The organism is Actinoallomurus iriomotensis (genome assembly GCF_030269445.1).
Classification (GTDB): domain Bacteria; phylum Actinomycetota; class Actinomycetes; order Streptosporangiales; family Streptosporangiaceae; genus Actinoallomurus; species Actinoallomurus iriomotensis.
Genome location: NZ_BSTJ01000002.1, coordinates 160,016 through 175,668 on the forward strand (window position 1 = coordinate 160,016; position 15,653 = coordinate 175,668).

The following is a 15,653-nucleotide window of genomic DNA, read 5'->3' on the forward strand; positions in this document are numbered from 1 at the left end:
GCTCAGGACCGGGTCAGGGCGAGCTGAGCGCGTCGAGGGCGGCGTCGACGTCCGCCTCCGTGGTGTAGAGGTGGAAGGACACGCGCAGGCGGCCGTCTCTCACCGCCGCGCGGACGCCCGCGGTCTCCAGGCGCTCCTCCGCTCCGGGGACGTCCACGCTCAGGATCGCGCTGTCCGACGGGGGCAGGCCGAGGCCCGCGCGGAAACGGTTCGCGAGCGCCACGTTGTGCGCCCTGATCGGCTCGACGCCGATGTCGTTCAGCAGGTCCAACGACGGTGCGGCGCCGACGTAGGAGAACCACGCGGGCGAGATGTCGAAGCGCCGGGCCGAGGCGGCCAGCCGGAGCGGCGGGCCGTAGTAGGCGTGCTCCTCCCCCGCGTACCAGCCGGCGGCGACCGGGCGGAACCGGTCGCGTACCGCCTCGCCGACGTAGCAGAACGCGGCGCCGCGCGGGGCCATCAGCCACTTGTACGCCGCGCAGACGAGCACGTCGTAGCGCGTCGCGTCCACCGGCAGCCAGCCGACCGCCTGAGTGGCGTCCGCGACGACCAGCGCGCCCGCGGATCGAGCGGCGGCCAGGACGTCCTCCACCGGCGCGAGCTCACCCGTCGCCGACTGCACGACGCTGAAGGCCACCGCCGCCGTACGCCGGTCGATCGCGTCGGCCAGCCGGTCCGGCGGCACGGTCCGTACGTTGAGGTCCTGGACGAGCCAGGGGAACAGGTTGGAGGTGAACTCGATGTCGGGCACGACCACGTCCGCTCCGGGCGGCAGGGACGCGGCGACGGGCGCCAGCAGCTGCGAGACCGTGGCGCCGACCGCGACATCGTCGGCGGAGGCCCCGACCAGCCGCGCGAACGCCGCCCGAGAACGCCCCGTCGAGACGTCCCACTCGGCCCACGGCCGGGCGCCCCGCTGCCACTCGTCCAGCGCCCGGCGTACCGCCTCGACCGTCGGTCTCGGGGGCAGGCCGTAGCTCGCCGTGTTCAGCCAGCCCGGCTCGGGCTCCCACAGAAGCACCGCATCGTTGAGATCCACGGTTCCAGTGTGCCCGCGGGCTGCCCGCGCCGGTTCCGGCCATTATCGTCGAGACATGGCGGAGGATGAGGGATCCGTTCGGGTCGACGTCTGGATCTGGTCGGTACGGCTCGTGAAGACGCGGTCGATGGCGACGGCGGCGTGCCGGGCCGGACATGTCCGCGTCAACGACCAGCGCGTCAAGCCGGCGTCCGCCGTACGGCCGGGCGACGAGGTACGGCTGCGCCACGACGGACGCGAGCGGATCGTGGTCGTGCGCCGCATCGTGAGCAAGCGCGTGGGCGCGGCCGTCGCGCAGGAGTGCCTCACCGACAACAGCCCGCCCCCGCCGCCGCGCGAGCTGCTGATGCCGGTCGCGCGCCGAGAGCGCGGCGCCGGCCGCCCCACCAAGCGCGAGCGCCGGGAGATGGACCGCCTCCGCGGCCACTGACCCACCACGCGAAGGCGGCACCCCGCTACCGCGAACCGCTGCGCCCCGGGGACACCGCCGCGCGGTACTGATGCCCGTCGCACGGCGCGGGGTCCCCAAGGCGAGGCGCCAGAAAATCGGCCACGGCCACGGGCCCGCCGCGCGGGGCGGCACCCCGGTGACGCGGACCGGGGTCGCTCAGGTGCGCGCCTCGACCGGGGCGACGCGGGCCGCGAGGTTCTCGCGGAGGCGGGTCAGGCGGGCGATCTCCTCGTCCAGCGCGGCGATCCGCCGCTGGACGACTCCCGAGCTCCCGTCGCACGCGCGCGGGTCCCCGTACGGCGGCAGGCTGTCGCCCTCGAAGATGTCGAGACGGTCGGCGCAGCTGCGGACGTCGGCGACCGTCAGGCCGAGCGAGAGCAGCTGGCGGATGATCCGCACGCGGGCGACGTCGCGCGGTCCGTACTCCCGCTGTCCGGTCGCGGTGCGCCGCGGCGGCGGCAGCAGCCCGTTCTGCTCGTAGAACCGCAGAGCTCGGGGCGTGGTGCCCGCCGCTGCCGCCGCGTCGCCGATCCGCATCAGTCCTCCAGTGCCACCACGACCGTGCCCAGGTGCCGTCCGCTCATCATGTCGTGCAACGCACGGGGAGCGTTCTCGATGCCCGGAACGCGGACGTACGGGAAGGCGATCTCACCGGAGCGCAGCCAGCCGGCGAACCGGTCCAGCCACTCGGCGTCCACGCCGGCCCGGCCCGGGTTGCTGTAGCCGATCATCGTGATCTGCTTGACGATGAGCTGGAAGGAGTCGAGCTCGACCGGGGACGTCGTGCCGCCGCCGCGGTCGGACATCTGTCCCGACAAGGCTCCGACCAGCACGAACCTGGCGTCCTGGCGGGCCGCCGCCACGGCGGCGCGCAGGTCCTCGCCGCCGACGTTGTCGAACAGGACGTCGACGCCGTCCGGCGCGGCCTTGGCGAGCTGTTCCTCCAGCGGCCCGGCGCCGCGGACCACGGCCGCGTCGTAGCCGAACTCGGCCACCATCCGCTCCGCCTTGGCCGGGGAGCCCGTGCTTCCGACGACCCGGCCCGCGCCGAGCAGGCGGGCGATCTGGCCGGCCATCGACCCCACCGATCCGGCGCCGCCGGAGACGAACACCACGTCGCCGGGCCGCATCTGCGCGCGGGTGAGGGCCTCGTAGGCGGTGCGGGCCTGGGAGAGGTGCGCGACCGGGTCCGGCAGGGCGGCGCCGAGGGGCTCGCACCCCTCAGCGTCCAGGACGGCGTACTCACGCCATCCGCGCCAGTGCGCGACCAGCTCGCCGGGGCGCAGGTCACCGCCGGCCGGGGCCGTGACGACCTCGCCGATCGCCGGGCCGAACAGCGGGTCGCCGGGGCGCAGCCCGGCGAACGGCGCCCCTTCGACACTGCCGCCGATCAGCGTGCGCAGCGCGGCGAACACGTGGAAGAAGCGGTTCTTCACCAGCACCTCGCCGGGTCCGGGCTCGGGCACCGGCGCCTCGGCGACGGTGAAGTCCTCCGGCCTCGGGATCCCGGACGGCACCGCGGCGAGGCGTACCTCACGTGACGTACGGGGGTGTTCGGGCATCGTTGACTCCTCAGGAGAACGCGTGACGACAAAGAGCGCCGCGACGCTAACTCCTGACCCGCACGTCAGGGGCAAGCCGGCCGTCTCACCATGTGGACGACCGTCCGTCACGCTCCCCGGAACGGCACCACGGCCTCGCTCGTGTAGGCGAGGAAGGTGAACGACTCCTGGAAGTACAGCTCGACGCTCGTCGCGTCGTGCGACAGGTAGCCGATCGAGACGTCCTGGCCGATGCGGAGCTCGAAGTCGCCACCCCGCGAGGACAGCAGGAACGCGCCGTCGATGGCCGGAGCCCAGACGATCTCCCCGTCCAGCAGGCGGGCGATGTGCTGGTGGATCGGGTAACCGTGGTCGGAGGTCTCGCTCACCGCGGTGTAGGCGTCGGCGCTGAGCGCGAGGGTGTACGGGCCGCCGACGCCCGCCAGGCGGAGGGTGCTCACGGCCTGGCTGACGGCGTCCGGGTAGTCGCGGACGTCGTCCGGCAGGGCGATCGCCGGGTTGGACGAGCCGGCGCGCAGGCCGGTGATGCCGGCCTGCGCGTAGCCCTCGAAGACCGCGCGGTCCTCGGCGAAGGCGATCTGGCGGGCGGCGTCCTTCACCGGCTGCCAGTCGGCGTCCTTGGCCCCGCGCTCGACGTCGTCGACCTGACGGCGGTCGACGGTGAACGGCACCCGCAGCTCGACGATGGGCTGCACCCGGCGCGTGCGGGCGATGACGCCCTCGGCGGGCGCGGCGACGTCGTCCAGGTGCCCGGTCGGCACCGCCGACAGCTCGACGCCTCCGGGCTCGGGCACGTCGACGATCCGGCGGGCGGCCACGTGGCGCTCGAACGTCCGCCGGGCCTCCTCCTCAAGGTCGGCCCAGGCGGCGGAGGAGATCGGGGCGAGTTCGCGGTGCAGGTTGTTCATCGCGTCGTTCTTCCTTTCAGGTCGCCGATCCCCAGCGAGCCGTCGGCCGGGGCGTCGGTGATCGTCGCGGGCCGGGTCTCGACCGGTCCGGCCGGCGCCTCGGGCGGGCCGGGCGGATCCTCGAGCAGGTCGGCGCTCGGGACGAAGAACAGGGTGCCGGTCACGGCGGTGGAGAAGTCGAGGATCCGGTCGTGGCTCGCCGTACCGTCGCCGAGGAACATGCGTTCGAGCATCCGCTCGGTGACCTCGGGCGTACGGGAGTAACCGATGAAGTACGTGCCGAACTCGCCGCGTCCCACAGAGCCGAAGGGCATGTTGTCGCGCAGGATCTGGCGTTCGGTGCCGTCGGGGTCGACGATCGTGGTGAGCGCCACGTGGGAGTCGGCCGGCTTGACGTCGTCGTCCAGTTCGATGTCGTCGAGCTTCGTACGGCCGATGGCCCGCTCCTGCGCCTCGACCGTCATGTCGTTCCACGCCTGGAGGTCGTGCAGGTACTTCTGCACGATGACGTAGCCGCCGCCGGCGAAGTCCGCGTCCTCGTCGCCGATGAGCACCGCGTCCGCCGCGGCCGGCCCGACCGGGTTCTCGGTGCCGTCGACGAAGCCGAGCAGGTCGCGAACGTCCAGGTACTTGAAGCCGTGCACCTCGTCGCGTACGGTCACCACACCGCGCAGCCGCTTCATGATCTGCGCCGCCAGGGCGAAGCACAGGTCGTGCCGCTGGGCCCGGATGTGGAACAGCAGGTCGCCGGGGGTGGAGACGGCGTGGTGCACCGGGCCGGTCAGCTCCTGGAACGGGTGCAGTTCGGCGGGGCGCGGCCCGCCGAACAGGCGGTCCCACGCCTCCGAGCCGATGCCCGTGACACAGCTCAGCCGGTCCTCGGGCGCGGGGAACCCGATCGAGCGCTGGAGACCGGCCAGGTCGGGCAGCAGCTCGCGTACGACGGGCTCCCCGCCCGGGTCGATCGTCACGACCAGGAATATCGCGGCCCTGGTCAGCGGGCTGAGCACCGCCTGCGGCTCGGCGCGGCCGTTCGGCTCCCCCATTGGCGTCTCTTCCCTGCTCTCGTCCGGTTCGCGCCACGATACCGAGCCGCGGGGGTCCGGCCGGCAACCACCCGCCACGGACCGTGACAGGCCCTACTTCTCGGCGGCCTTCAGGGCGGTCTCCAGGACCCGGACCGTGTTCTCCCACTCGAAGTCGTCGTGACGGTCCGCCATGGCGCGCAGGCCCCCGGCGACGTTGTGGTAGAAGTCCGCGAACGCGACGACGCCGTCGAGGGCGCGACCGGTCCCGGTCTCGTAGCCGGAATGTCCCTCGGCGCCCTTGTAGAACTTCGTGCCGAGGTCGTCGCCGCCCCAGAAGTTGCCGATGGCGTCCAGCCTGCGCATCGCGTCCGCGAGCTTCGTGCCGATGGCGCCGCCTTCCTGGTCCAGGACGCCGGCGACGGAGCGGACATGACCGGGGTAGAACTCCATGGGCGGCAGGGCGAGTTGCATGCCGATCCGCAGTCCGCCCGGGTCGTCGCCGATGAGGTCGCGGTTGGCCGCGTAGATGTCGCGCCACTTGGTGCTGTCCTCGTACAGGTCTTCGGCGATGCCCGACAGCGTGCTGTGGGGCGTGTCCCACGGCGTGACGGTGACGTGGGTCGGCGGGTCCGGGGGCAGGGTGGGAGGAGTCACGGTAGGGCTTCCTTCGAGGTCCGGGGGCCGGTCAGCCGGCCGGCTTGTGCGCCATGGTCGTGTAGAGCAGGGTCCGCAGCGTCGTGTCCTTGACGGTGGGCTCCAGGTCGTCGCCGCGCTTGCCGTTGAGGAAGCCGTAGGTGGGCCCGTAGCCGATGGTCCCGCCCGCCAGGCGGGACACGAAGTACTGCACGTCCTTGTTCTTGGTGATCATGCTCGCGGGCTTGACCGCGACGTCGAACACGCCGTAGAAGGCGACGGAGGCGGCGAACTCCTTCATGACCTCATCGATGTTGTCGCCCCACGAGCCGACGTCGTCGCCCCGCAGCGCCTTGACGCCGTCCATCACGGCGACGTCGCCGACGGCGAAGAACGCGCTGCCGATGGAGTACTCCGTCAGCTTGGCGAGCAGTGTGCGGGCGATCGCGCTCTCCAGGAGCCGGGCCAGGATCCCGGCCTGCGCCCGCCGCATGAGGAACTGCGTGATCTCGTACGCGGCGCCCGCCTGCCAGGGGAACGTGGTGATGAACAGCGCGCTCGCGAAGTTGGCCCACGCCAGAGTGACGAAGGTGTGCTGGGCCTTCTCGACGAGCGAAGCGTAGCCCTCGCAGGCCTCGCTCATGCGCCGGCACAGGTCGGCGAGCCGCGTCGCCTCGCCCTTGGCCGGAGGGTCGGGCGCTGCGTACTTGTGCCAGAACTTGCCGAAGGCGTCGACGCCCGCGCCGGCGTTGTTCTTCGTGACCGCGTTCGCGGCGTCGTCGCCGTCGCGTCCCCACTCCTCGATGTCACCGGCGAGCTCGGCCCAGATCTGGCCCGCCTGGCGCGCCCGGGCGGGGTCGCCCTCGGGGTACGGGGTGGCCAGCATGGAGAAGACCAGGAGCGCGATGTTGCCGCCGATGAAGAGGTTTCCGCGCACTCCGCTCAGACCCGCCATGGGCTCTCCTCGCCGCCGAACGGCAGGTCGTCGGTGAACTCGGGGAACGCCTCGCGCATCTTGGCCGCCGTCTCGTGGTGCAGCAGGTCGAGGGCGTCGTTCGTCATCCCGACGATGCGTTCGGCGAGCTCCTCCACGTCGAGGCGCTTCACCCGGGGATCGAGGGTGAGCGCGTGCAGCCGCCCCTGGCCGACGACCGTCACCTCGATCAGTCCGTCGTTGCTCTTGGCCTCGATCGCGAGGGCCGATAGCTCCTCGCGTATCTTGCCGGCCCGCTCCTCGATCTGCCGGAGTTCGGCTTGCAGCTTTTCTCTGTCGGCATCCACAGGCCCCCCGCGATGTCAATCAAACCTATCGACATAGTAGGGCCAATGCTTTTCGCCGCGATCACCTGGTGTTCAACTTTGACGCAGCGCGCGCAGCGACTCACGCAAGGAACCGAGCGTAGCGAAAACCGCGGTCGGCTCATACCCACAGTGAGCCATGCAGTTGGCGCACCGCGGGTCGTTGCCCCGGCCGTAACGGCTCCAGTCGGTGTCCTCGACCAGCTCCCGGTACGTTTGCGCGTACCCGTCCGCCATCAGGTAACAGGGACGCTGCCAGCCGTACAGCGAGTAGGACGGGATCGCCCACGCCGTGCAGGGAAAGTCGACCTTGCCCTCGAGGAAGTCCAGGAACAGGGGCGTGTGGTTGAACCGCCACCGGCGGCGGTTCCCCCGGGCGAACACCTCCTGGAACAGCCGGCGCGTCTGCCGGACACCGAGGAAGTGGTCCTGGTCCGGCGCCTTCTCGTACGCGTAGCCCGGGGACACCATGATCTCGTCCACCCGCAGGTCGTCGTTGAGGTAGTCGAGCACCTCGATCACCGACTCCGGGCTGTCGGTGTTGAAGAAGGTCGTGTTCGTGGTGACCCGGAAACCGCGCCGCTGGCACTCGCGGATCGCCTCGACCGCGTCGTCGAAGACGCCCTCCTTGCACACGGACGCGTCGTGGCGCTCGCGCAGACCGTCGATGTGCACCGTCCAGGCGAAGTACGGCGACGGCTCGAACTCATCGATCTTCTTCGGGATGAGCAGCGCGTTCGTGCAGAGGAAGACGTACTTCTTGCGGGCGACGAGCTCGCGGACCAGCTCGCCGATCTGCGGGTGCATGAGCGGTTCGCCGCCGGCGATGGAGACCATCGGCGCGCCGCACTCCTCGATCGCGGCCACGGCCTGCTCGACCGGCATGCGCCGGCGCAGCACGTCGGCGGGATGCTGGATCTTCCCGCAGCCGGCGCACTTGAGGTTGCAGGCGAACAGCGGCTCCAGCTCCACGAGCAACGGGTATCTGGCCCGCCGCCGGAGCTTCTGGCCGAGGATGTACCCGGCGACGCGGACCGCCTGGCGCAGCGGCATGGCCATCACCGGCCGCCTTTCTCCGAGGAGGCCGCCGACGCGAACTCCGCGGCCTTCGCCCAGTTGACCAGCGCCGGCCCGATGCGGCGCAACGTACGGCGGGCGGCGAGGCCGCCCGGGACGGCGGCCGGGCTGAGCAGCGGACGGCCCGGCGTGTCGACGATCGCCCGCACGACCGTCACCGGCCGGCCGTCCGCTGCGGCCACGAGCGGTCCGGCCTCCATGTCGACCGCCCGCGCCCCGGTACGAGCCAGCCTCCGCCGTTCGCGCTCGCGCACCAGGTGGCCGGTGGTGATCAGCGGCCCGGTCTGCGCGCGGACCCCCAGCCGCGCCAGCTCGTACGCGAGCGTCTCGGCGGCGGCGCACGGCAGCCGGCGGTCCTCGAACCAGACCTCGGTCGCCACGAGCACGTCACCCGGGCGCAGCGTCGCGTCCAGCGCACCGCCGAAGCCCGTGACCGCCATGGCGTCACAGCCGTGCAGGTACGGGGCGCGGCGGGTCCCGAGACCGGTGCGGATCACCAGGGCCTCCGGCGGCCGGACGGGCAGGCCGTGACGTACCGCGCGGGCCTCGATGGCCAGCGGCGCACAGACCAGGAGGCGCATCAGGACTCGACCGCCCGCAGGTAGCGGCCGAGCGCGCTGATCGGGAAGACCAGCCGGTACAGGTGGTAGTTGATGTAGAAGTCGCCGGGGAAACCGGTGCCGGTGAAGTACGGCTCGTCCCAGGTGCCGTCGTCGTTCTGGTGGTCGACGAGCCAGGCCACACCCCGTTCGAGGGCCGGGCTCCGCTCCCCCGCGGCGATCAGGGCGAGCAGCGCCCAGGCGGTCTGTGAGGCGGTGGAGGCGCCGCGGCCGACCCACGCGGGGTCGTCGTAGGAGCGCAGGTCCTCGCCCCAGCCGCCGTCCTCGTTCTGGTGGGCCTCCAGCCACGCGACGGCACGCCGCACGCACGCCGCGCCCGGCCGGATGCCGGCCGCGACGAGGGCGGGAACCACCGATCCGGTGCCGTAGACGTGGTTCGCGCCCCAGCGGCCGTACCAGGATCCGTCCGGTTCCTGTGCCTTCAGCAGCCACGTGACCGCGCGGCGCGTGACCGCCTCCCCGCCGCGGCCCTCGGCCACCAGGGCCTCGACGACGTGGGCGGTCACGTCGGCCGACGGCGGGTCGATGACGGCGCCGAAGTCGCAGAACGGCAGCTTGGTGCAGAGCGTGCGGGTGTTGTCGGCGTCGAACGCGCCGAAGCCTCCGTCGCGGGTCGCCATGCCCGACATCCACCGCACGCCGCGCTCGATCGCCGGACGCGCGTCCGGGTGCGCGACGCGCCGCAGCGCGAGGATCACCTCGGCGGTGTCGTCGGTGTCGGGGTAGCCGTCGTTGTCGAACTCGAACGCCCAGCCGCCCGGTGGCAGCGACGGCCGGCGTACGGACCAGTCTCCGGGTCCGCGGACCTCCTCGCCGAGCAGCCACCCGGCGGCCTGGACGAGGGCCGGGTGATCGCCGGGCGTACCGGCGTCCAGCAGGGCGCTCATGGCCAGCGCGGTGTCCCAGACCGGTGACTGGCAGGCCTCCAGACGACGGCCCTGCTCGTCCTCGATGGTGAACCGGGCCAGCCCCCGCAGCCCGTCGCGCATCACCGGGTGGTCCACGTCGTAGCCCGCCAGGTTCAGGGCGATCAGGGAGTACACCCACGGCGGCTGGATCCCGCCCCAGGAGCCGTCGGCCTCCTGGCGTGTCACGATCCACTCGACCGCGCGCCGGAGCGCGGCACGGCGCAGTCCCGGCAGCGGCCGCCGTTCGTAGCGGTGCAGGGCGCGGTCCAACGCGGTGAAGAACGTCTCCCACCCCGGCGCGGGGCGCCGGGCGGCGGGACGGCCGGTACGCAGTTCGGCCAGGTCGAACGGCAGCGGCCGCACCGGCCGATGCGCGCTGACGACCGTGAGCGGCACGATGGTCTGCCGGGCCCAGCACGCCCAGTCGTACACGTTGAGCGGGAACCACGGCGGCAGGAACATCAGCTCCGGCGGCAGGACGGGCAGGTCGTCCCAGGACCACTGGCCGAACATCGCCAGCCAGATCCGGGTGAACACCCGGCTCGCCTCGATCCCGCCCTCCCGGCGGACGAACTCACGCGCGGCCCGCATGTGCGGGCCGTCGGGCGCGTCGCCGGCCAGCCGCAGCGCGGCGTACGCCTCGACGGTGGTGGACAGGTCGCCGGGGCCACCGTGGAAGTTGGCCCATGTGCCGTCCTCGCGCTGCTGTGAGCGGATCCACCGGGCCGCCTCCGCGGTCTCGCGCGGTGTGCGGACGCCGAGGAACTCCCGCAGGAGCAGGTCCTCGGCGTCCATCGTGACGTTCGTCTGCAGTTCGCCCTTCCACCAGCCCCGCGGGGATCGCAGGTCGAGGAGGTGGCCGGTCGCCGCGTCGAGGGCGGCCCGCGTACGGGCGGCGGGGTGCGAGGTCTGGAGAGTGGTCATCTAGTGGTCCCGAGAGGTGATGAAGCGGGCGATGTCGGAGAACTCGGCGCGTACGTCGGCGGGCATCGGCGTGCCCCCGAGGATGCGTTCGGAGGCGTCGAGGTGGTGCTGGGCCTGTTTCTCGGCCCATGCGCGGCCGCCGGCCTGGTCGATGAGCTGCGCGGCCTCGTGCAGGTCCGCCTCGGACAGCGGCCCGGAACAGGCGAGGAGTTCGGCCAGCCGGCGGCCGGCGACCGTGTCGCTGGTCAGCGCGGCCACGGCCGGAAGGGTCTTCTTGCGGGCCCGCAGGTCCGACAGGGCGGGCTTGCCGGTGGTCCGCGGGTCGCCCCAGATGCCGAGCAGGTCATCGGACAGCTGGAAGGCCATGCCGAGCTCGGCTCCGTACGCCGCCAGCGCCGTCACCAGCGGCTGGGGCGCCTCGACGGACAGGGCGCCGATCGCGCAGGCGCAGGACAGCAGCGCCCCGGTCTTGTCGGCCGCCATCTGGCGGCACTCCTCCACCCCGACGTCCTGCCGGTGCTCGAAGTCCAGGTCCGCGGCCTGACCGGCGATGAGCCGCTGCGTGGCGGCGCTCAGGCAGCGGGCCGCGCCGACGGCGCCGCGGGTGCCCTGTCCGAGCAGGAGGTCCATGGCCAGGACGAGCAGGGCGTCACCGGCGAGGATCGCGGCCGACCGGCCGAAGACGACCCAGGCCGTCGGCCGGTGCCGCCGCGTGCGGTCGTCGTCCATGATGTCGTCGTGGAGCAGGGAGAAGGCGTGCACCAGCTCCACGGCGGCCGCGGCCGTCGCGCCGCGCCGCGCGTCCGCCCCGGCGGCCCGCGCGGACAGCACGGCCAGGGTGAGCCGCAGGCTCTTGCCGCCCGTGCGCACCGGGCGGCCCTCCGCGTCGTTCCAGCCGAGGTGGTAGCCGGCCACCCGCGCGGTGAGCCGGTCGAGCCGGTCGACGGCCTCGCGCAGCACCGGCTCGGCCACCTGCCGCGCGGTCTGCACGGAATCCGACATGTCGCCCGTCATGACGGGCCGTTCCGGTCGAGGTGCCGCCGGACGAGGGCGGCGGCGGTCAGGCCGCTGCGCACGGCACCCTCCATCGTGTCGGGCCAGCCGGTGTCGGTCCACGCGCCGGCGAGGTAGAGCCCCGGCCACCGGGTGGCGGGGGGCGGGCGGAGCGCGCCGCTTCCCGGCCCCTGCCGGAAGGTGGCGTGGCGCTCGCGGGTGACGAAGAAGTCGGTGACGCGCGCGGCGCGGGCGGCCGGGAAGACCCGTTCGAGCGCCGGCAGGAAGGCCGCGCGGACCTCCGCCGCGGGCCGGTCGATCCAGTCGCGTGCCGCCGACACCGAGACGGTGAGGTACTGGCCGCGGTCCGGGCCGCCGGCGGCGGTCCGGTCGAAGACCCACTGCACCGGCGAGTCGACGACGGCGGCGAACGGCAGATCGGTGACCCGCCGGTCGTAGACCACGTGGACGTTGACGATCGGACTGGCGCCCAGGCCGCTCCACCGGTCGCGGTCCGGCGCCGCCTCGCGCGGGACGAGTTCGGCGGCCTGCCGGTGCGGCGTGGCGACCACCACGGCCGAGGCCTCCTCCCGTACGCCGTCCAGCAGCACCGTCGGGCCCGGCTCGATGGCCTTGACCTTCGCGGACAGGCGCACCTCGCCGCCGCGGGCCTCGATGGCGGCGCGGGCCGGCACGCCGTGCAGCTCGCCCAGCGGGACGGCGGGCACGCCGATGTCGGCGGCGTCCGCGCGCCCGAACAGGGCCGTCCGGAACACCATCGCCGCCGGACCCACGGCCGCCTGGTCCATGCCGATGTTGAGCGCGGCGACCGCGAACAGCTCCCACAGCAGGCGCCGCGCGGGCCCGTCCTGCCCGTGGGCGGCCAGCCAGGTGTCCAGGTCGATCGCGTCGAGCGCGGGGTCGGCCGGGTCGGCCCGGCCGAGCGCCACGGCGGCCCGTACGGCACGCAGCCGGGCGGCCGGCGGCAGCATCGGGTAGCGGGCCAGAGCCGGCAGCAGGTGGAACGGGCCGGGGAGCCGTCCGCGCCGCAGCCGGGCGGAGCGCCCGTGCGGGCCGAGCACCGGCACCTCGAACCGATCCTGGATCCGCACGTACCCGGCCGAGCCGATCCGCTCCAGCAGGGTCCGGTACGCGGTGCAGCAGCGCAGGAAGACGTGCTGGCCGTTGTCGACGGTGAGCCCGTCCCGCTCGAACGAGTACGTCGCGCCGCCCAGCCGCGGGCGCGCCTCGTACAGCGTCACGGGCCGGCCCGTCTCGGCCACGGCGAGGGCGGCGGCGATGCCCGCCAGCCCGCCGCCGACGACGGCGACGCGCCCCGTCATGAAACCCCCTTCGTCGGCAAGAGTGACCGGGCGGTCATGAGTCTTCCTCCGTCGGAGGGAGTGACCACAGGCCCGCGCCTTCGATTCCCTCGCTTCGCTCGGTCACGGGCCCTCCTCCGTCGGAGGACGTGACCACAGGCCCGCGCCTTTCGACTCCCTCGCTCCGCTCGGTCACGAGCCCTCCCCCGTCGGAGGACGTGACCACAGGCCCGCGCCTTTTGACTCCCTCGCTCCGCTCGGTCATAGTTGCGCCCCGGTGAGCGAGCGGGCGGCGACCATGGTCTTGTCCCAGCGCGACAGCGACAGGCGGGTGCTGAGCGCCCCGGCGGGGTCGGCGGCGATGCGCGCCAGCAGGCGCCGGTAGATCCCGGCCATCGCCGCCGTACAGGCGGCGCTGCGGCGGTCGAGCATCGGCACCAGCCGGTCTCCGTGCTCGTACCAGGTGCGCGCGCGTTCGGCCTGGAAGCGGATGAGCGCGGCGAGCCGGTCCGGCGGGTCGGTGAACTCGCCGGCCGCGTCCATGTCGAGCGTGCACCCGAACCGCTCCAGGTCCTCCGCGGGCAGGTAGATCCGGCCCGCGAGCCGGTCTTCACGGATGTCGCGCAGGATGTTGGTGATCTGCAGCGCGACGCCGAGCGCGTCCGCCAGCGGCTCGGCCGTGTCGGGGTCGGAGGTGCCGAAGACGCCGAGCGACAGCCGCCCGACGGACCCGGCGACGCACCGGCAGTAGGCCAGCAGGCTGCCGAACCGCTCGTACGACACGCCCTCGACGTCCGCCGCGCAGCCGTCGATCAGCTCGTCGAAGACGCGCACCGGGATCGGGAACCGCCGCGCGGCGTCGCGCAGGGCGACCAGCACGGGGTCGCCCGGGTCCGGCTCGGCCCGGTGCAGCGCGGTGCGGGCCTCGGACAGACGCGTCAGCCTCTGGGCGGCGGGCCCGCTGCCGTCCCCGATGTCGTCGATGCGGCGGGCGAAGGCGTACACCGCGCTGAGCGCGCGGCGCTTGGCGGGCGGCAGCAGGCGGATGCCGTAGGCGAAGTTGCGCGCCCGTTCACGGACGACCTGCTCGCAGTGCCGGTAGGCCTCGGCCGTGCTCACCGTGCCGCCTCTCGTCCCAGTGCCGTGCGGCCCACGGCCGCCACCGGCCATTCGGCCAGCAGCCTGCGGGTGGCGGGGCGTACGGCCCGGCCCACCACGTCGTGGTCGGCCCGTTCGAGCGCCGCGACGGCGGCGCGCCCGCCGGCGACGTACCCCGCCACCGCGAACCGCGCGAACCCGGTCAGCGAGGCCGCGAGCGGTCCGCCGGAGTCCAGCAGGGCCTTCGCCCGGCCGGTCTGCAGCGCCAGGACCCGGCGCAGCGGCACGGACGTCGGCGCCCGGACCAGGTCCTCCTCGGTGGCGCCGAAGCGGCGCAGGTCCTCGGCCGGCAGGTAGACCCGGCCCCGCGCGTGATCCTCGGCGGCGTCCTGGCAGTGCTCGATGATCTGCAGCGCCGTGCAGACGTGGTCCGACAGGGCGAACCGCGACGGGTCGGCCCGGCCGAAGACGTGCAGGACGATGTGCCCGACCGGGTTGGCGGACAGCTCGCAGTAGCCGAGCAGCTCGTCGTAGGTGGTGTACCGCGACACCGACTGGTCCCGGCGGTTGGCCTCCACGAGCCGGCGGAACGGTTCCGGCGGGATCGCGCAGGCCTCGACCGTGCCGGCGAGCGCGCGGACGAAGGGCAGACGCGGCGCCGACCCCGCGTAGAGGCGCGTGAGGTCGGCGTCGATCGCGTCGAGGTACGAAAGCCGCCACGCGGGTGCGGACTCATCCCCGGCGTCGTCCACCGAACGAGCGAACAAATAAACGTTCATAAGGTGGCCGCGATAACGGCGTGGCAGCAGGCGTGAGGCGACGGGAAAGTTCTCGTGCCGGGCCTTGCGCACGACATCTCGCCTGGTGGGCACGCTGGACAGCATGAAGGAATGATCTCCGGCATGCCGTCGAATAAACTCAGACGTAGACCAGCACCCTGCACATTACCCAATTTAGACAACGCATTATCGGATGCGAATGGCACGCTTATGGTAAATGCGAAACCAAGTCCGGGCCAACGATTCGCGCGCCGGTCTCGCGGTGGCGTCCGGCGACCGCCCGGCGGCCGGTCAGACCACTTCGTGGTCCCGCAGCGCCCCCACGCGAAGACCGGCCGCGCGGCAGCGGCCCACGAGCTCCGGCAGGGCGCCGAGCGCCGACCGCCACGCTCCGGGAGCGGCGGTGTGGTCGGAGTCGTGCAGCAGGACGGTGGCCCCGCCTCGCAGGTCCGGCTCCAGCGTCGCCAGCACCGACCGGGGGGAGGCGTCGGCCGTCCAGTCCCGGCCCCACGCGCTCCACAGCACCGGCCGCAGGCCGCACCGGCCGGCCTGTGCGAGGGCCTCGGCGCTGAGCACGCCGTAGGGCGGGCGGTACCACGACGGGCGTGCCCCGGTGACCTCGGTGACCAGCGCGGCGGTCGCGCGGATCTCGGCCGCGGTCCGGCCGGGCCGGGTGGTGAGGGCGTACCGGTGCCGCCAGCCGTGGACGGCGACCTCATGGCCCTCTGCGACGAGGCGGCGGCCGAGGCCGGGATGGCGTTCGAGCAGTTCGCCCAGCACGAAGAAGGTCGCCGAGCAGCCGAGCCGTCGCAGCTCGTCCAGGAAACACGGCGTCGAGCGCGGATCGGGCCCGTCGTCGAAGGTCAGGGCGACGTGGTCGGCGGCGCCGGTCCCGGCCAGTCCGGGAAAGGCGCGGCGGACGGCCGGCAGCCAGGTCGCGGCCGGCGCGACGTGGACCGCGGCGACCGCGGCCGCCGCGATCGCGATCGGCGCGTGCCCCACGGTCTCCAGT

The 15,653-nt window shown here is 73.3% G+C and carries 17 protein-coding genes; 1 reads left to right on the plus strand and 16 read right to left on the minus strand.

What is annotated here, in order from left to right:
• Positions 1-13 precede the first annotated feature (13 nt).
• On the minus strand, positions 14-1,039 hold the full coding sequence (locus QSK37_RS09575) for an aminotransferase class V-fold PLP-dependent enzyme (protein ID WP_285619078.1): 1,026 nt from the start codon (positions 1,037-1,039) through the stop codon (positions 14-16).
• Positions 1,040-1,094: 55 nt separating this feature from the next.
• Here QSK37_RS09575 and QSK37_RS09580 point away from each other — a divergent pair, with 55 nt between their 5' ends.
• Positions 1,095-1,469 carry an RNA-binding S4 domain-containing protein gene (locus tag QSK37_RS09580; RefSeq protein ID WP_285619079.1) on the plus strand — a complete coding sequence of 125 codons (375 nt, stop codon included), beginning with the start codon at positions 1,095-1,097 and terminating at the stop codon, positions 1,467-1,469.
• Positions 1,470-1,646: 177 nt separating this feature from the next.
• Here the strand turns inward: QSK37_RS09580 and QSK37_RS09585 are convergent, their stop codons facing one another.
• The 15 genes from QSK37_RS09585 to QSK37_RS09655 form a co-directional block, all read right to left on the minus strand.
• Positions 1,647-2,027, minus strand: coding sequence for a MerR family transcriptional regulator (locus tag QSK37_RS09585; protein ID WP_285619080.1), 381 nt, complete (start codon positions 2,025-2,027; stop codon positions 1,647-1,649).
• Complete coding sequence (locus QSK37_RS09590) at positions 2,027-3,052, minus strand: MDR family NADP-dependent oxidoreductase (RefSeq protein WP_285619082.1); 1,026 nt, start codon at positions 3,050-3,052, stop codon at positions 2,027-2,029. The genes QSK37_RS09585 and QSK37_RS09590 overlap by 1 nt, the downstream gene beginning before the upstream one ends.
• 107 nt (positions 3,053-3,159) lie before the next feature.
• Positions 3,160-3,960 carry a family 1 encapsulin nanocompartment shell protein gene (locus tag QSK37_RS09595; protein ID WP_285581250.1) on the minus strand — a complete coding sequence of 267 codons (801 nt, stop codon included), beginning with the start codon at positions 3,958-3,960 and terminating at the stop codon, positions 3,160-3,162.
• A complete protein-coding gene (locus QSK37_RS09600) occupies positions 3,957-5,006 on the minus strand; it encodes a Dyp-type peroxidase (RefSeq protein WP_285619083.1) in 1,050 nt (349 codons plus the stop codon). Before QSK37_RS09600 ends, QSK37_RS09595 begins: the two co-directional genes overlap by 4 nt.
• Before the next feature lie 93 nt (positions 5,007-5,099).
• Positions 5,100-5,642: a LysM peptidoglycan-binding domain-containing protein gene (locus tag QSK37_RS09605; RefSeq protein WP_285619085.1), complete on the minus strand. Its 543-nt coding sequence runs from the start codon at positions 5,640-5,642 to the stop codon at positions 5,100-5,102.
• Positions 5,643-5,673: 31 nt separating this feature from the next.
• The gene (locus QSK37_RS09610) at positions 5,674-6,576 is read right to left on the minus strand and encodes a WXG100-like domain-containing protein (RefSeq protein WP_285619087.1); all 903 of its coding nucleotides are present in this window, start codon (positions 6,574-6,576) and stop codon (positions 5,674-5,676) included.
• Positions 6,564-6,902 (minus strand): YbaB/EbfC family nucleoid-associated protein, encoded by a 339-nt coding sequence (locus QSK37_RS09615; protein ID WP_285619088.1) that lies wholly within the window; start codon positions 6,900-6,902, stop codon positions 6,564-6,566. The genes QSK37_RS09610 and QSK37_RS09615 overlap by 13 nt, the downstream gene beginning before the upstream one ends.
• A gap of 72 nt (positions 6,903-6,974) precedes the next feature.
• The gene (hpnH, locus tag QSK37_RS09620; RefSeq protein WP_285619089.1) at positions 6,975-7,979 is read right to left on the minus strand and encodes an adenosyl-hopene transferase HpnH; all 1,005 of its coding nucleotides are present in this window, start codon (positions 7,977-7,979) and stop codon (positions 6,975-6,977) included.
• The gene (locus tag QSK37_RS09625) at positions 7,979-8,578 is read right to left on the minus strand and encodes a phosphorylase family protein (RefSeq protein WP_285619091.1); all 600 of its coding nucleotides are present in this window, start codon (positions 8,576-8,578) and stop codon (positions 7,979-7,981) included. Before QSK37_RS09625 ends, hpnH begins: the two co-directional genes overlap by 1 nt.
• Entirely contained in the window at positions 8,578-10,449 is a 1,872-nt protein-coding gene (shc, locus tag QSK37_RS09630; RefSeq protein WP_285619092.1) for a squalene--hopene cyclase, read from the minus strand. Before shc ends, QSK37_RS09625 begins: the two co-directional genes overlap by 1 nt.
• Entirely contained in the window at positions 10,450-11,451 is a 1,002-nt protein-coding gene (locus QSK37_RS09635; RefSeq protein ID WP_285619093.1) for a polyprenyl synthetase family protein, read from the minus strand.
• An 8-nt stretch (positions 11,452-11,459) separates the two neighbouring features.
• Positions 11,460-12,785 carry a hydroxysqualene dehydroxylase HpnE gene (gene hpnE, locus QSK37_RS09640; RefSeq protein ID WP_285581234.1) on the minus strand — a complete coding sequence of 442 codons (1,326 nt, stop codon included), beginning with the start codon at positions 12,783-12,785 and terminating at the stop codon, positions 11,460-11,462.
• Between the two features lie 240 nt (positions 12,786-13,025).
• Positions 13,026-13,883 (minus strand): presqualene diphosphate synthase HpnD, encoded by an 858-nt coding sequence (hpnD, locus tag QSK37_RS09645; RefSeq protein WP_285619094.1) that lies wholly within the window; start codon positions 13,881-13,883, stop codon positions 13,026-13,028.
• Positions 13,880-14,746, minus strand: a complete 867-nt coding sequence (gene hpnC / locus QSK37_RS09650) for a squalene synthase HpnC (protein WP_285619095.1) — start codon at positions 14,744-14,746, stop codon at positions 13,880-13,882. The genes hpnD and hpnC overlap by 4 nt, the downstream gene beginning before the upstream one ends.
• Before the next feature lie 186 nt (positions 14,747-14,932).
• Positions 14,933-15,643, minus strand: coding sequence for a polysaccharide deacetylase family protein (locus QSK37_RS09655; RefSeq protein ID WP_285619096.1), 711 nt, complete (start codon positions 15,641-15,643; stop codon positions 14,933-14,935).
• Between the last annotated feature and the right edge of the window lie 10 nt (positions 15,644-15,653).

Coding starts and splice junctions, on each gene's coding strand:
- hpnE (WP_285581234.1), bottom strand. CDS start 12,785: ATGACGGGGCGCGTCGCCGTCGTCGGCGGCGGGCTGGCGGGCATCGCC.
- QSK37_RS09585 (WP_285619080.1), bottom strand. CDS start 2,027: ATGCGGATCGGCGACGCGGCGGCAGCGGCGGGCACCACGCCCCGAGCT.
- QSK37_RS09580 (WP_285619079.1), top strand. CDS start 1,095: ATGGCGGAGGATGAGGGATCCGTTCGGGTCGACGTCTGGATCTGGTCG.
- hpnH (WP_285619089.1), bottom strand. CDS start 7,979: ATGGCCATGCCGCTGCGCCAGGCGGTCCGCGTCGCCGGGTACATCCTC.
- shc (WP_285619092.1), bottom strand. CDS start 10,449: ATGACCACTCTCCAGACCTCGCACCCCGCCGCCCGTACGCGGGCCGCC.
- QSK37_RS09635 (WP_285619093.1), bottom strand. CDS start 11,451: ATGTCGGATTCCGTGCAGACCGCGCGGCAGGTGGCCGAGCCGGTGCTG.
- QSK37_RS09625 (WP_285619091.1), bottom strand. CDS start 8,578: ATGCGCCTCCTGGTCTGTGCGCCGCTGGCCATCGAGGCCCGCGCGGTA.
- QSK37_RS09590 (WP_285619082.1), bottom strand. CDS start 3,052: ATGCCCGAACACCCCCGTACGTCACGTGAGGTACGCCTCGCCGCGGTG.
- QSK37_RS09610 (WP_285619087.1), bottom strand. CDS start 6,576: ATGGCGGGTCTGAGCGGAGTGCGCGGAAACCTCTTCATCGGCGGCAAC.
- QSK37_RS09595 (WP_285581250.1), bottom strand. CDS start 3,960: ATGAACAACCTGCACCGCGAACTCGCCCCGATCTCCTCCGCCGCCTGG.
- hpnC (WP_285619095.1), bottom strand. CDS start 14,746: ATGCTGTCCAGCGTGCCCACCAGGCGAGATGTCGTGCGCAAGGCCCGG.
- QSK37_RS09600 (WP_285619083.1), bottom strand. CDS start 5,006: ATGGGGGAGCCGAACGGCCGCGCCGAGCCGCAGGCGGTGCTCAGCCCG.